The organism is Saccharothrix sp. NRRL B-16348 (assembly GCF_001280085.1).
GTDB lineage: Bacteria > Actinomycetota > Actinomycetes > Mycobacteriales > Pseudonocardiaceae > Actinosynnema.
This window is the reverse complement of record NZ_LGED01000113.1, coordinates 1-15,073: the sequence shown is the minus strand read 5'-3', so window position 1 is coordinate 15,073 and position 15,073 is coordinate 1. Positions and strand designations below refer to the sequence as shown.

The 15,073-nt window shown below is 69.4% G+C and carries 10 protein-coding genes and 1 pseudogene; 7 read left to right on the top strand and 4 right to left on the bottom strand.

Annotated features, from left to right (window positions below):
- The first annotated feature begins 1 nt into the window (after nt 1).
- The 7 genes from ADK67_RS11720 to ADK67_RS11690 all read left to right on the top strand — a co-directional run bounded on the left by ADK67_RS11720 (nt 2) and on the right by ADK67_RS11690 (nt 10,293).
- Nucleotides 2-1,192 (top strand): mandelate racemase/muconate lactonizing enzyme family protein, encoded by a 1,191-nt coding sequence (locus tag ADK67_RS11720; RefSeq protein ID WP_053716434.1) that lies wholly within the window; start codon nt 2-4, stop codon nt 1,190-1,192.
- Between the two features lie 235 nt (nt 1,193-1,427).
- A complete protein-coding gene (locus ADK67_RS11715; RefSeq protein ID WP_231648138.1) occupies nt 1,428-1,808 on the top strand; it encodes an L-rhamnose mutarotase in 381 nt (126 codons plus the stop codon).
- A gap of 175 nt (nt 1,809-1,983) precedes the next feature.
- Nucleotides 1,984-4,338, top strand: a complete 2,355-nt coding sequence (locus ADK67_RS53520) for a ricin-type beta-trefoil lectin domain protein (protein ID WP_053716433.1) — start codon at nt 1,984-1,986, stop codon at nt 4,336-4,338.
- Between the two features lie 217 nt (nt 4,339-4,555).
- Nucleotides 4,556-6,379 (top strand): alpha-galactosidase, encoded by a 1,824-nt coding sequence (locus ADK67_RS11705; protein ID WP_082403397.1) that lies wholly within the window; start codon nt 4,556-4,558, stop codon nt 6,377-6,379.
- Between the two features lie 297 nt (nt 6,380-6,676).
- The gene (locus ADK67_RS11700; RefSeq protein ID WP_082403418.1) at nt 6,677-8,113 is read left to right on the top strand and encodes an arabinofuranosidase catalytic domain-containing protein; all 1,437 of its coding nucleotides are present in this window, start codon (nt 6,677-6,679) and stop codon (nt 8,111-8,113) included.
- A gap of 78 nt (nt 8,114-8,191) precedes the next feature.
- Nucleotides 8,192-9,316, top strand: a complete 1,125-nt coding sequence (locus ADK67_RS11695) for an RICIN domain-containing protein (protein ID WP_231648137.1) — start codon at nt 8,192-8,194, stop codon at nt 9,314-9,316.
- A 221-nt stretch (nt 9,317-9,537) separates the two neighbouring features.
- Nucleotides 9,538-10,293 carry a GH12 family glycosyl hydrolase domain-containing protein gene (locus tag ADK67_RS11690; protein WP_197289407.1) on the top strand — a complete coding sequence of 252 codons (756 nt, stop codon included), beginning with the start codon at nt 9,538-9,540 and terminating at the stop codon, nt 10,291-10,293.
- A gap of 61 nt (nt 10,294-10,354) precedes the next feature.
- Here the strand turns inward: ADK67_RS11690 and ADK67_RS11685 are convergent, their stop codons facing one another.
- The 4 genes and pseudogenes from ADK67_RS11685 to ADK67_RS11680 all read right to left on the bottom strand — a co-directional run.
- A complete protein-coding gene (locus tag ADK67_RS11685; RefSeq protein WP_053716430.1) occupies nt 10,355-12,457 on the bottom strand; it encodes a family 43 glycosylhydrolase in 2,103 nt (700 codons plus the stop codon).
- A 78-nt stretch (nt 12,458-12,535) separates the two neighbouring features.
- On the bottom strand, nt 12,536-12,700 hold the full coding sequence (locus ADK67_RS50715) for a hypothetical protein (RefSeq protein WP_157620172.1): 165 nt from the start codon (nt 12,698-12,700) through the stop codon (nt 12,536-12,538).
- A 74-nt stretch (nt 12,701-12,774) separates the two neighbouring features.
- The gene (locus ADK67_RS52430) at nt 12,775-13,149 is read right to left on the bottom strand and encodes an RICIN domain-containing protein (RefSeq protein WP_442974133.1); all 375 of its coding nucleotides are present in this window, start codon (nt 13,147-13,149) and stop codon (nt 12,775-12,777) included.
- A gap of 153 nt (nt 13,150-13,302) precedes the next feature.
- A pseudogene (locus tag ADK67_RS11680) lies at nt 13,303-14,120 on the bottom strand (endo-1,4-beta-xylanase); the annotation flags it as partial.
- Between the last annotated feature and the right edge of the window lie 953 nt (nt 14,121-15,073).

Genomic DNA, 15,073 nt, shown 5'->3' with positions numbered 1-15,073 from the left:
CATGCGCATCACCGGTTACCGGACCCTCACCACCGTCCAGGACTGGGGCCGTCCGGTCGGCGACGCCAACGGCGTCTTCGCCGACGGTCTCGTCCGGGTGCCGATCGTGCTCGTCGAGACCGACGTCGGCATCACCGGCGTCGGACTCGGCTCCCACGTCGAGATCGACTCCATCTTCGCCGCGATCGAGGGCGAAGACCCGCGCGGCGTCACGGCCCTCTACGACCGGATGCTGCGCCAGACCTTCAAGGCGGGCCACGCGGGCACCGTGTTCGGCACCATCGGCGCCCTCGACACCGCCCTCTGGGACATCAAGGCGCAAGCCGCGGGCGAACCCCTCTGGCGACTCCTCGGCGGACGCGACCGCCGCGTGCCCGCCTACGCCTCCGGTGTGGACATCGGCCTGGGCGACGACGAACTCGTTGCCCTGTACGAGACCTACGCCGACCGCGGCCTGCGCGTGGCGAAGCTCAAAGGCGGCCTCGACGTCGACCGGGACCGGGACCGCCTCATCCTGGTGCGCGACGTGCTCACCAGCGCCGGCGGGGGCACCAGACCGGGTCTGATGCTCGACGTGAACGAGGCGCTGACCCGCAAGCAGGCCGTGCGCCACGTCGGCGAGCTCGAGCGGACGCTCGACCTGATCTGGATCGAGGAGCCCGTCCGGCGGTGGGACGCGGAGGGGCACGCGGCCGTCGGTCGCGGCGTCCGCGCGTCGGTCGCCAGCGGCGAGAACCTCACCGGCCTGGAGCAGTTCCGCCCGCTGATCTCGACGGGCGCGATCGACATCGTCCAGACCGCGGCGGGGTGGGGCGTCACGCACTTCCTGCGGGTCTCGGCCCTGGCCCACGCGCACGACCTGCCCGTCAGCCCCATCGGCAACACCCCGGTCGGGTTGCTGCACGCCGCGACGTCCGTGCCGAACCACTTGGTCAGCGAGTTGCAGGACCTGCAGCCGCCGTCCGGGCTCTCGATCGACCTCCACGTCGAGGACGGCGCGTTCGTCCTGGGCGACAGCCCGGGGCTGGGCATCCGCGTGGACGAGGACGCGATCGTCGGCTCCCGCCCCCTGCTCGCCTTCCCGGTGACCGAAGGCCCGCACGTCCGGCCGGAACGCGCCGGGCAGCGCCTGCTGGCCGTGGTGCAGGGCGTCGTCACGCCGCCGGAACAGCTGCACCCCTTGCGGTCCTGACCCGACCGGAGTGGTCCGACAACGATGTCGAACGGCCGCGCTTCTCTTGCGAATACGTCATTCGTATGATGAAATGATGTCGGTTTTGTTTCACCGGCATCGGTCGGCTGATCGTCAGACGTCATCTCGACGCGTGCGCACGGAGCCTTCGATCCCCGCCGCACGGTTCACGCAGCGGAAGCCGTCGGCGGCAGCGCCGTGGTCCGGCGGGTGGGGCGACCTCTAGGAGTCCGATGTGGACCGCTTGCAACGTTACGGCATGGTCACCCGGTTGCGCCCGGAGCGACGCGACGACTACCTGCGGCTGCACGCCGCGGTCTGGCCGTCCGTCGAGCGCATGCTGCGCGAGGCCAACATCCGCAACTTCACCATCTTCCTGCACGGCGACCTGCTCTTCGGCTACTACGAGTACACCGGCGAGGACCACGACGCCGACCAGGCGCGGATCGCGGCCGACCCGGAGTCGCAGCGCTGGTGGGCACTGACCGACCCGTGCCAGGAGTCGCCGACCGACCCCGGCTCCGCCGTCCGCTGGGAGCCGATGCACGAGGTGTGGCACCTGACCCCCGACGCCGCCGTGCCGCGTCCCGGAGACGAGCCACCGCTTCCCCGTTAGGCGCCGCTCGACGCGAGGCGTCCGGCCGGACACGTCCCCTCCTCGGCGGCGTACCCGGCCGGCACGCCCGCGTCACCACGAAGTGCCACCCCGACACCTCGACCGGGCGTCGCACCACACTCCAAGTCAGGAGGTCTCCTTGTTTGCGTCCTCTTCCGCCGCGGTGCGAAGGCCGGTGTCGACCGGCGTCGCCGCCGTGGTGCTGACCGCGGCGGCCGCGGCGGTGGCTCTCGCGCCGCCCGCGTCCGCCGCCACCACGACCCTGTACGCCTCGCCGTCCGGCACCGGCACCAGCTGTTCGGCCACCCAGCCGTGCGCGCTGCCCGCCGCCCAGGCCGCGGTGCGCTCGCAGAGCGGCAGCATGTCCGGTGACATCGTCGTGCAGCTGGCCGACGGCGTGTACCGGCTCTCCGAGCCGCTGCGGCTGACCGCGGCGGACTCCGGCAACAACGGCTACCGCGTGCTGTGGCAAGCGGCGCCGTCCGCGCGTCCCGTCATCAGCGGCGCCCGCGCCGTCACCGGCTGGTCGCAGGTCGACGCCGGCCGGAACATCTGGCGCGCCACCGTCCCGACCGGCATCGACTCGCGCCAGCTGTACGTGAACGGCGCGGTCGCGACCCGGGCCCGCGCGCAGGTGAACCGGGCCGACTTCAGCTTCACCAGCACGGGCATGAGGTTCTCCAACTCCGCGCTGAACTACCTGAACAACCTGGGCAACCAGAACCGGGTCGAGGTGGAGAGCGTCAACTCGTTCACCGACCGGTACTCGCCGGTGCAGAGCATCAGCGGGAACTTCCTCACGATGCAGCAGCCCGCGTGGAACAACAACACCTTCGGGTACGACACGCTGACCCAGCCGCACCGGGCCGGTCCCTTCTACCTGGCCAACGCCTACGAGTTCCTGGACTCGCCGGGGGAGTGGTACCTCAACCCCGGCACGGGCGCGCTGTCCTACATCCCGTTGGCGGGGCAGAACATGAGCACCGTCAGCGTCGAGCTGCCGGTGCTGCAGTCGCTGGTGGACGTCGGCGGCACGTATGACGCGCCGGCGCACCACATCTCGTTCAGCGGCATCACGTTCACCGGCACCAGCTGGCTCGGCCCCAGCAGCAACCAGGGCTACGCCGACCAGCAGACCGGCGCCTACATGGCGGGCAACTGGAACTGGCCGGCCGACCGGCTGACCTCGTGCCAGAACGGCTGCACCCAGTTCGAGGCGGCCCGTCCGCACTGGAACCAGATGCCCGCGGCCGTGCAGGTCTCCGCCGCCAACAACATCACGTTCAGCGAGTCCCAGTTCGTCAACCTGGGGCAGACCGCGATCGGCATCGGCAACGACGCGAACGCCCACGCCAGCGGTGTCGGCCTGGGCGCCAGCAACATCACCGTCACGCGGTCCGAGATCGCCCGCAGCTCGGCGGGCGGCATCGTGGTCGGCGGCGTGCGCGCCGACGCGCACCACCCGGGCGACCAGCGGATGGTCAACCGGGACATCACCGTCAGCTACAACCGCATCCATGACCTGGGCATCGAGTACCGGGGCAACGTCTCGGTGCTGAACACCTACGTCAGCACCGCCACCGTGGCCAACAACGAGGTCTACAACATGCCGTACTCGGGCATGTCGATCGGCTACGGCTGGGGCGCGAACGACGCGGGCGGCAACAACAACTACGCCAACCGCGGCCTCTACAACTACCAGCCGCGCTACACGACGGCGACCACGGCGTCCAACAACCGGCTCATCAACAACTACGTCCACGACGTCATGCAGCAGATGAACGACGGCGGGTGCATCTACACGCTGTCGTGGAACCCGGGCGCCTCGATCAGCGGGAACCACTGCCAGCGGACCAACGGGTACTTCGGGGTCTACTTCGACGAGGGCTCGAAGTACTACTCGGTCACGGGCAACGTCTTCAACAACACCGGCACGTGGGCCACCGCGAACTACTGGGGTGGCGAGAACATGGGCAACTGGACGGTCACCAACAACTGGTCGACCAACAACAGCACCAACGTGACCAACGGCGACCGCGGCAACGTGGTGTCCGGCAACGTCGTGGTGAGCAACGGCAACTGGCCGGCCGGCGCGCAGGCCGTGATGGCCAACGCCGGTCCCGGCGGCGGCACCACCACCGGCCCGCAGAACGCCATGCTCGTGGGCACCCAGTCGGGGCGCTGCGCCGAGGTCGCCAACGCGACCACCAACGGCACGCAGGCCCGGCTGTGGGACTGCGCCGGCGGCGCCAACCAGCGGTGGACCTACACCGCGGGCAAGCAGTTGAAGGTGGGCGCCAAGTGCCTGGACGCCAGCGGCGCCGGCACCGCGAACGGCACCGCGGCGATCATCTGGGACTGCCACACCGGCACGAACCAGCAGTGGAACGTGAACGCCAACGGCACCATCACCGGGGTGCAGTCCGGGCTGTGCCTGGACGCCAGCGGCAACGGCACCGCGAACGGCACCCTGCTCCACCTCTGGTCGTGCCACGGCGGCACGAACCAGCAGTGGAGCGTGCGCAACTGATCCACAGCGCGGAGGCCGGGGCCCACCGGCCTCCGCGCGCCGGTCGTGCCCACGACTGCGCCATGTGAGCGTTCACGGGCAGGCCGACCTTGACTCCCCTCAGGGCCGCCAGCAGACTTGACGCTGCAGATCACCTGCGCGAGACCGTTCGATGTGAGCGTGAACAACCCGGTGATCGGCGGAGCGCCCTCTCGACGACGAGCAGGAGGCAGCACCCGTGGGTGGAGTCCGATCGTCCTCGCGCCGGGCGGGCGTGGTGCTCGCCGCCGCGGCCCTGCTGGCCACGACCTTCACGTCGGGTTCCGAGGAGCCCGCGTCGGCCTGGGACAACGGGGTCGCCACGACTCCGCCGCTGGGCTGGAACAGCTACGACTCGTTCAACTGGAACAACGTCACCGAGGCCCAGGTCAAGGCGAACGCCGACTACATGAGGGACAACCTCAAGCAGCACGGCTGGCAGTACATCGTCATCGACTGGGCCTGGTACCGCCCCGGCAGCGGCTCGGGCGCGCCAAGCCAGGACGCGAACCTCCAGCCCAGGCTGCGCACGGACGCGGGCGGCCTGCTGTGGCCCGACACCACCCGGTTCCCCTCCGCCGCCGGCACGAACGGGTTCAAGCCGTTGGCCGACTACATCCACGCGGGCGGTCTGAAGTTCGGGGTGCACCTCATGCGGGGCATCCCGCGCCAGGTGGTCGCCGACAACCTCCCGGTGCCCGGCACGAGCTGCCGGGCGAACGAGATCGAGAACAACACCACCGCGGCCTGGTTGAACCTCAACTGGGGCCTGGACATGAGCAACCCGTGCGCCCAGGCCTACCTGGACGCCCAGTTCAAGCTGCTGGCCTCGTGGGGCGTGGACTACGTCAAGGTCGACGACATCGCCGCGCCCACCTACCGGCAGGCCGAGATCGAGGGCTACAAGCTGGCTATCCAGCGCAGCGGCCGACCCATGGTGCTCAGCCTCTCGCCCGGCCCGACGTCGACCGGCAACGGCACGCACGTCGCGGACAACGCCAACATGTGGCGGATCGTCAACGACCTGTGGGACGACTGGCCGGGGCTGGACGCCCTGTTCGAGCGGCTGCACGCGTGGACGCCGCACCGCAGGCCCGGGGCGTGGCCCGACCCGGACATGATCCCGATCGGACGGCTGTCGCAGCAGGGACCGGTCGGCTCGCCGCGCTACTCCAACCTGACCCCCGACGAGCAGCGCACCCTGATGACCCTGTGGTCGATCACGCGCTCGCCGCTCATGTGGGGCGGTGACCTGACCCAGAACCGGGCGTCCGAGCTGGCGCTGATGACCAACGCCGCCGTGCTGGCGGTCGACCAGCACAGCACCGGCAACCGGCAGCTCTTCAGCGGCACGCACACGGCGTGGACCGCGAACGCGCCCGGCAGCACCGACAAGTACCTCGCGCTGTTCAACCGGGGCAGCGGCACGGCCACCGTGTCGGCCTCGCTCGCCGAGCTCGGCATCGGCTCCGCCACCGTGACGGACCTGTGGTCGGGCGCGAGCCTCGGCACGGTGAGCGGCACCCTGTCCCGCTCGCTGCCCGCGCACGGCTCCGGCCTCTACCGGCTCACCCCGCAGACCACCGTGCCGGTGCCGACCGCGGAAACGCTCACCGCGCGGCACAGCGGCAAGCTCGCCGACGTCTACAACGCCTCGACGGCCGACGGCGGCAACGTGGTCCAGTGGGCCGCGAACGGTCAGACCAACCAGCGCTGGCGGGTGCGCGACGTCGGCGGCGGTCAGCACGAGGTCGTCAACGTCGGCAGCGGGAAGTGCCTCGACGTCTACGGCGGCACGTCGGCCACCGGCGACGGGGTCCGGGTCGTGCAGTGGACGTGCAACTCCGGCACGAACCAGCGTTGGCGATTCGAGGACGTGGGCACCGGGCACGTGCGGCTGGTCGCCCAGCACAGCGGCAAGTGCCTGACCGTGTCCGACGGCGCGACCGCCGACGGCGCTCAACTCGTCCAGTGGACCTGCACCAACGGGACGAACCAGCACTGGCGCCGGCAGACCGTCTAGACGGCGTGGCCACGCTTTTCGGGAATGGCACGAGAGGGAGCGGCCCGGGTGTCGAAACCGTTGCTTTAGCGCTGTTTTAGCACCTACCGTCGCAGCAGTCGAATCGATTCGAAACCCGTCTGCACCGAATCGTTCCGGCACTTCACGCACCCGGCGCGACCGGGTGCGCGCCCGCCGCCGCACACCCTGCCCTCCCACATCGTCGTAGGAGTGAAAATGCAGCCATTACCCGGTTCCCCGCAGGGGCCCGTGAAGCGTTGGTGGCGTTCGCGGGCCGTGGTGCGCGCGCGTGTCGTGATGGCACTGGCGCTGTTGCCCGCGGCGTTGACGACGTGGTCCGCGCCGGTGACCGCGTTGGCGGCCGGCACCGGACCGTGCGACATCTACGCGTCGGGTGGCACGCCCTGCGTGGCCGCGCACAGCACGACGCGGGCGCTCTACGGCGCGTACGCCGGAAACCTCTACCAGGTCAGACGTTCGTCGGACAACACGACGCGGGACATCGGCCTGCTGGCCGCGGGCGGCACCGCCAACGCGGCGACCCAGGACTCGTTCTGCGCCGGCACCACCTGCGTCATCACGGTGGTCTACGACCAGTCCGGCCGGGGCAACGACCTCTGGTACCAGGGCTCGGACGTCGTGCCCGGGTCGCCCCAGAGCAGGCCCGCGCTCGCGACCTCCGAGTCGCTGGCGGTCGGCGGCAGCAAGGCCTACTCGCTCTACATCAACCCTGGCAACAGCTACTGGCGTGACGGCCACCTGACGGGCGTGCCGACCGGCGCCCAGCCGGAGGGGATGTACATGGTGACCAGCGGCACGCACGTCAACAGCGGCTGCTGCTTCGACTACGGCAACAGCGAGACGACCCGGAAGGCCGACGCGGCCGGCGCGATGGACGCGATCAACTTCAGCACGCAGTGCTGGTTCGGCGGCTGCTCCGGCACCGGTCCCTGGGTCCAGGCGGACCTCGAGTGGGGTCTCTTCCCCGGCGGCAGCCAGTCGTGGAACCCGAACCAGCGCGCCTTCACCAGCAAGTTCGTCACGGCGATGCTGAAGAACAACGGGACCACGCGGTTCGCGCTCAAGGGCAGCGACGCGCAGGTCGGCAACCTCACCACGCTGTGGGACGGCGCGCTGCCCAACGGGTACAGCCCGATGAAGAAGCAGGGCGCCATCATCCTGGGCAGCGGCGGCGACTGCTGCAAGCCCGACGGCGGCGCGAACCTCAGCGCGGGCACCTTCTACGAGGGCGCCATGGTCGCGGGCTACCCGTCCGACGCGACCGAGAACGCGGTGCAGGCCAACGTCATCGCGGCCGGGTACACCACCGGCGGCGGCACCACCCCGAACGGCGCGGTGCGCGCGGTGGGCGCGGGCAAGTGCCTCGACGTGCCGAACGGGACGGCGGGCGCGCAGGCCCGGATCTGGGACTGCCAGGGCGGCGCCAACCAGACGTGGACCCGGACGTCCTCGGGCCAGCTGACCGTGTCCGCCGGTTCCGGCCAGATGTGCCTCGACGCCTACGGCCAGGGGACGAGCGCGGGCACCAGGGCGGTCCTCTGGTCGTGCAACGGCCAGGCCAACCAGCGCTGGAACGTCAACGCCAACGGCACGATCACCGGCGCGCAGTCCGGCCTGTGCCTGGACGTGTCCAACGCGTCCACGGCCAACGGGGCGCAGGTGCAGCTGTGGACCTGCCACGGCGGGGCCAACCAGCAGTGGGCCGTCAGCTGATCCACCACCACGAGAGTTCGTGACTCGACAGCGGTCCGGCACGCCGTGCCGGACCGCGGCTCAACCCGAGGAGTGCAAGTGCGACAACGCCTCAGCAGATTCGCCGCCCGTGCCGCGGCCCTGATCACGGCCTCGCTGGTTACCGCCGCGCTGCTGCCGGCCGGCCAGGCCGCCGCGGAGTCCAACGGCGGCGTGCGGGTCATGCCGTTGGGCGACTCGATCACCGAGGGCACGCAGGTGCCCGGCGGTTACCGGATCGGGCTGTGGCAGCGGTTCGGGTCCGGCGGCTACCGGGTGGACTTCGTCGGTTCGCAGTTCAACGGTCCCGGCCAGCTCGGCGACCACGACCACCAGGGCCACCCTGGTTGGCGCATCGACCAGATCGACGCGAACGTCGTCACGTGGCTGCGGAACACGAACCCGCGCACGGTGCTGCTGCACATCGGCACCAACGACATCCTGCAGAACTACAACGTGTCCGGCGCGCCCGGCCGCCTGTCGGCCCTGGTCGACAAGATCACCGCGACCGTGCCGAACGCCGACGTGTTCGTCGCGACGATCATCCCGCTGGCCAACTCCGGGCAGAACACCGCCGCCCGCAACTTCAACGCCACCATCCCCGGCATGGTGCAGGGCAAGGTCAACGCGGGCAAGCGGGTGCGCCTGGTGGACATGTACTCCGCGTTGACGACGGCCGACCTGATCGACGGCGTCCACCCCACCGCGACCGGCTACGACAAGATGGCCGCGACCTGGTACAACGCGCTGCGCGCCGTGCCGGGCAGCATCGGCGACCCGGTGGCCTCGCAGGGCAAGCAGGTCGTCGGCACGGCGTCGGGCCGGTGCCTCGACGTGCCGGGCTCGACCACCACCAACGGCACGCAGCTGCAGCTGTGGGACTGCCACGGCCAGACCAACCAGTCGTGGACGCACAACGCCAACAAGCAGTTGGTCGTCTACGGCACCAAGTGCCTGGACGCCTACGGCCGCGGCACGGCCAACGGCACGCAGGTGGCGATCTGGGACTGCCACGGCGACACCAACCAGCAGTGGAACGTCAACGCCAACGGCACGATCACCAACGTGCTGTCCGGCCTGTGCCTGGACGCGTACAACTACGGCACCGCCAACGGCACGAAGTTGGTCCTGTGGTCCTGCTCCGGCCAGCCCAACCAGCAGTGGACGCTGCGCACCCCGGCCTGACCGGGTGACCGGCACGCGCCCACCGGGTATTTCGACGGTGATTCGAAGAATCCCGGATCCCGGTGGGCGCCTGTTCGGAATTGTTCGACGGAAATCGACCAGAGAAGTCCACCGATTCGACTCGGAATTCGCCTGTCATTCGATATTGACAGTCGCGAAAAGCGCTGCGTAGCGTTTCGCTCGCGTTAACCGCCGAATTTCGAAGAGAAAGGTGGACCTTCGTGCTCAAAAGGTTCATGGTAGCTGTGCTGGCTGCGGCCGCACTCACCTTGCCGACGACCGGCACCGCGCAGGCGGCCGGCAGCTGTGACGACTTCTACACGATCACCATGGGCAAGTACTGGGTCAACAACAACGTGTGGGGCCAGGACTCGGGCCAGGGGTGGCAGTGCGTGTGGGACGTGTCGTCCGGCGGCTCGATCTCGTGGGGCACGGCCTGGGACTGGAGCGGCGGGCCGACCTCGGTGAAGTCCTACGCCAGCTCCGTGCTCGGCTGGCACTGGGGCAACAAGCTGTCGGGCACGGGCCTGCCGGTCCGGTTGTCGGACAACCGCTCGGTGAACACGGGCGCGAGCTACACGGTCAAGCAGAACACGGCGAACGTCATGAACGTCGCCTACGACCTGTGGCTGCACCCGATGTCCAACCCGGGCACCACCAACCCGTCCGACGAGATCATGATCTGGACCTACCGGTCCGGCGGCGCCGGACCGGTCGGCACGCGGCAGGCCACCGTGTCGATCGCCGGCACGACCTGGGACCTGTACCGGGGCAACATCGGCTGGGAGGTCTACTCGTTCATCCGGACGAGCAACACCAACTCGGCGACGTACAACCTGCGCGACTTCACGTCGCACCTGGTCAACCGGGGTTGGTTGAGCAACCAGAAGTACCTCACCAGCGTGCAGCACGGCACCGAGGTCTTCACCGGGAACGGGCAGCTGGACGTGCACTCGTACTACGCCAACGTCAGCTGACCACCGAGCGCGGCGCGGCGGTTCCTGTGCCGCCGCGCCGCTTGCCCGTCGTGGCCGGGTGTCAGGGTGTGGTGAGGTCGAACTTGCTCACCGTGACGGATCCGCCGAGGGCCTGGGTGGCGTGGTTGAAGATGCCGTAGCGGTAGCCCATGAAGAACTGCCAGGCGTTGTTGAGGGTGAAGGCGGGGCCGAGCCCGGTGAAGTTGACCCCGTCGGTGCTGTAGGAGAACCGGGCTTGTCGGTTGGCGCCGGGTTGGATGTCGGCGTTGATGCGCAGCCAGACGCGTCCGCCGCTGATGCTCGCGCTCGCGGCTTCGCTGCCGGTGTTGGTGGTGCGCCAGCTGCTGTCCATGGCCAGGCCGTTCGTCATCGAGACGCGGGTCTGGCCGTTGTCGCGTCTGACGCCGATCCACGCCGACGACTGGCGGAGCATGGCGAGGCCGGACCGGTCACCGTCGCGCATGGTGCTGTAGTCCAGCTCGATGGTGGCGGTCGACGTCGGCCCTTGGATGCGGTGGGTCAGCGTGTTGCGTGCGGCGTAGAGGTCGTTGGTGACCGTGGCCGTCTGGAGCTTCAGCCCGTTGTTGACGGAGTACTTGGTGGTGTCGGGGTCGTGGTTCCACTCCCACTGCGGGCCGAGCGTGGTGCCGGTGAAGGTGTCGGTCCCGGTGAGCGGTTTCACCGGCCGCGGCGGCAGCGGTGACGGGTAGTTGACCCCCCACCTGCCGTTGACGGTCTGGAGCGTCGGCCAACCGTCCGCGGTCCAGGTGATCGGCGCCAGCGCCGGCACCCGGCCGCCGGGGTAGGCGTCGACGAAGGACATGTAGTGCCAGTCGCCGTTCTGGGTCTGCACCAGGCTGCCCTGGTGCGGCACGCCGCCGCCGGAGATGGGACCGGGCAGGTCGAGCAGCACCTGGCGGAGGGTGTACGGCCCGAAGGGGTTGCTGGCCTTGAGGACGTACTGGCCGTTGGCGGGACGGGTCAGCCAGATGTAGTAGCTGCCGTTGCGCTTGTAGAAGCGGGCTCCCTCCAGCGTGCCGATGTTCGACGGCGTCTGGAACACCTGCTGGGCCCGGACCTGGGTGCGGCCGTCCGCCGAGAGCTGGGCCACGCTGATGGTGCCGTTGCCGTACGCCACGTACATCGTGTCGTTGTCGTCGATGAGCATGCCCGCGTCGTAGTAGCAGTTGTCGATCTGGGCGTGCCTGGTCCACTGCGAGCCGACGCTGGTCGCGGTGTAGATGTAGGTGTCGTTGAAGTCGATGCACCCGGCCCAGTAGTACGTGCTGTTGCTGGGCCGGTACTGCAACGTGGACGCCCAGATGCCGTTGACGTAGGCGCGTTGTCCGTTGCTGAGGTCGTACTTCGTGCCGAAGTCCAGCGACGGCACGGAGTGCCCGGCGAACTCCCAGTTGACCAGGTCGTACGAGCGCAGGACCGGCGCGCCGGGGGAGTAGTGCATGGTGGACGCGGTCATGTAGTACGTGTCGCCGACGCGGATGACCTCGACGTCGGCGAAGTCCTGCCACACCACCGGGTTGGTGTACTGCCCGCCGGGCTGCTGCGGTGTCGTCGTGGTGCTGGTCGGGGTCGTCCCCAGCTTCACCAACTGCCACTGCTGGTTGGCGCCGCCCCAGTCGCTGTACTGGACGACGTTGGCGCCGTCGGCGGTGGAGGCGTTCTGGATCTCGACGGCCTTGTTGCTGTTGCGGTTGATCAGCCGCACGTGCCCGCCGTCGGAGTCGGCGAGCCGGAACTGCTGGTTGGTGCCGCCGTGGTCGGTCCACTGCTGGATCGCGGTCCCGTCGGCGGTCGACGAGTTCGGCACGTCGAGGACCTTGCCGGAGTGGCGGGACTTGACGCGGTAGTAGCCGTCGCCGGAGTCGACGAACTGCCACTGCTGGTTGGTGCCGTCGTTGCGGGTCCACTGGGTGATGCGGCCGCCGTCGGTGGTGGCGCGGTTGTAGAGGTCCAGGGCCTTGCCGCTGGTGCGGTTGACCAGGACGTACCAGGCGTTGGTGTCGACGGTGGCGGCGGAGCTGGTCGCCGAGCCGAAGACGACCATCAACCCGCCGAGCACGACCGCGGCCATCACCGCGGCCATCCGTGACAACCGGCCACGTCTGCGCGCGGAGCGCCGCGGCAGTTCATCGGGGACGGACATGGCTGCTCCTATCCGCCGCTTCGGTGCGGCGTGGGGAAGACCGGAGCCCCCGCACTGGGTGCGAGGGCTCCGGGTCGGTCAGCAGGAGGAGTCGCGCCGGGTCGGCAGACCCGGGCGGTTGCGCGGCCGGCTGCGGTAGCCGCCCGCGTCCTCGCAGAGGGCGGTGGCCGCCGACGCGCGTGCCGCGTCGAGGGCTGCCGCGGGACCACTGGCCGGCATCGTGGCGGCGGCGACACCGACCATGGCCGTGCTCCTCTTCGAGGGATGGCGAACGGCGGGGGACACCGGGTCCCCCGCCGTGCCACGACGGTGCCGGATCAGCCGACCCGGACGAGTTGCCACTGCTGGTTGGCGCCGCCCGAGTCCGTGTACTGGACGACGTTCGCGCCGTCGGCCGTGGACGAGCCCTGGACTTCGACGGCCTTGTTGCTGTTGCGGTTGATCAGCTTGACGTAGCCGCCCGACTCGACCGCGCGGAACTGCTGGTTCGTGCCGCCGTGGTCGGTCCACTGCTGGACCGCGGCACCGTCGGCGGTCGACGAGTTCGGCACGTCGAGCACCTTGCCCGAGTGGCGGGACTTGACGCGGTAGTAGCCGCCGCCCGAGTCCGCGAACTGCCACTGCTGGTTGGTGCCGTCGTTGCGGCTCCACTGGGCGATGCGACCACCGTCGGTCGTGGCCTTGCCGTACACGTCCAACGCCTTGCCGCTGTTGCGGTTCACCAGCACGTACCACGCGCTCGGGTCGATGGGGCCCGGCTGGGGGATGGTGCCGCCGTTGAGGGCGTTGAGGGTGGAGGTGTAGGCGGGCTTCTTGTTGCCGCTGCCGTCGAACAGCAGCGGGGTGCCGTAGGCGCGCCACGAGTCGGTGTCGCGGATGCCCCAGACGGTGATGCCGGCGCAGCGGGTGACGGCCAGGCAGGCCTTCACCACGCGCTCGTAGTTCGCCGCCTGCGCGGAGCCGGAGCCCTCGATGTCCAGCTCGGTGATCTGGACGTCGACGCCGAGGTTGGCGAAGTTCTGCAGCGTGGTCTGGTAGTTGCCCGGCACCGGGCTCTGCGCGTTGAAGTGCGACTGGAGGCCGACGCAGTCGATCGGCACGCCGCGCTGCTTGAAGTCCTGGACCAGTCGGTAGACGGCCTGGGTCTTGGCGTGCGTCCAGTCGTCGGTGTTGTAGTCGTCCAGTCGTTGCCCGTGCGCTGCAGGTTGGAGTCACGCCGCGCGCCGGAGCTGCCGTCCTGGAACGCCTCGTTCACCACGTCCCACGCGTAGATCTTGCCGGCGTAGTAGGAGGCGACCTTGGTGACGTGGTTGAGCATCGCGGACCGGAGGGCGCTGCCCGACATGTTCTGCATCCAGCCCGGCTGCTGGGAGTGCCACGCCAGGGTGTGACCGCGCACCCGCTTGCCCTGGGACCGGGCGAGGTTGACGATGCGGTCGGCGTTGCCGTAGGTGAACTGGTTCTGGTTCGGCTCGGTCGCGTCGATCTTCATCTCGTTCTCGGCCGTGACCATGTCGAACTCGCGCTGGAGGAGGCCGGCGTAGGTCGAGTCGCCGAGCCTGCCCGCAGCCACCGCGGTGCCGAAGTACCGGCCCTTCTCCGCCGCCGCGGCGGCCAGCGTCGTGCCCGCCGCCCTGGCCGAGTCTTGGAACGCCACCGCCATCATGGTGGCGATCAGTCCTACGACGAGCAGCAACGCCGTTGTTCTCGACCGGCGCGTGAGCACCGGTCGAATGACCGCTCGTGTCGAATGGTTCATCACGTGTCCTTCGGATCGGACACCGCAGGCCCGGGTGCCCGCGGTGGCAGGGGAAGCCGTCGATGTCCGCACGAGCCGAAGCGAACCGAGGCGCACTCGTGTGAGCGCTAACAAATTAGCCTCGAAGCCTCCTGGTGAAGGGAAGCGCATTCGGGCGCGGCAACCACGGCCGCAAGGGTCGGTCGTGCCCTTCAGACTGTGAACGATGGCACACGGTCGGTCAAGACGTAACGCAACTGTTTCGTGCAGGTGAGTCGCGTCTTCGTGCGCCTCGCGTCACCCGAAAGTCCTAATGCGGTTCGGCGCAGGGCGGCGCGCCCGGTGTTGTCCACAGTGGAGGCGGCCTCGTCTTCGTGGCGTGAAAGAGGTCGAACGTCGTTCGACTCGCCGCAGGCGGGGGCGGCTAAAGTCGGCGTGAGCGTTTTTAGCACTTCGAGTGAGCCTGCCGCCGATCGGCGCGGTGGGCTGCTGCGGGCCTCGTCGGCGGGCAAGTGCCGCCGAGTGGTCTGAACGGAGCAACTTCCCGGCTGTTGCCGCGATGCGGCGCGCTGATCAGACCTGGTCGGACTCCACCGCGGCCGGGTGCTCAAAGTTAGCGCTCACATTTAGCTTTGACCCGTCTTGCTTGGTCATAGTTTCATGTGCGTGACATCGGGTCGGGCTGTCAGCCGACACCGCTCGCCTGCCGACCCCGTGACCGACGCCGACGGCGTCCCGGTTGAACACTGAAGGGACGACGATGTCCACTGGCACGCGCAGACGACTCCTCCACCTCGCCTTGGCGGCCGTTGCGGCGTTGGGTGTGGTGACGGTGGCTCCGGTGGGGCCTGTGGTGGTGGCTGCGCCGGGTAGTCCGG

What these genes read in the sequence shown, in the direction of transcription:
- ADK67_RS11685 (WP_053716430.1), bottom strand. Translation starts at nt 12,457, where the DNA reads ATGTCCGTCCCCGATGAACTGCCGCGGCGCTCCGCGCGCAGACGTGGC.
- ADK67_RS11700 (WP_082403418.1), top strand. Translation starts at nt 6,677, where the DNA reads ATGGCACTGGCGCTGTTGCCCGCGGCGTTGACGACGTGGTCCGCGCCG.
- ADK67_RS11720 (WP_053716434.1), top strand. Translation starts at nt 2, where the DNA reads ATGCGCATCACCGGTTACCGGACCCTCACCACCGTCCAGGACTGGGGC.
- ADK67_RS50715 (WP_157620172.1), bottom strand. Translation starts at nt 12,700, where the DNA reads ATGGTCGGTGTCGCCGCCGCCACGATGCCGGCCAGTGGTCCCGCGGCA.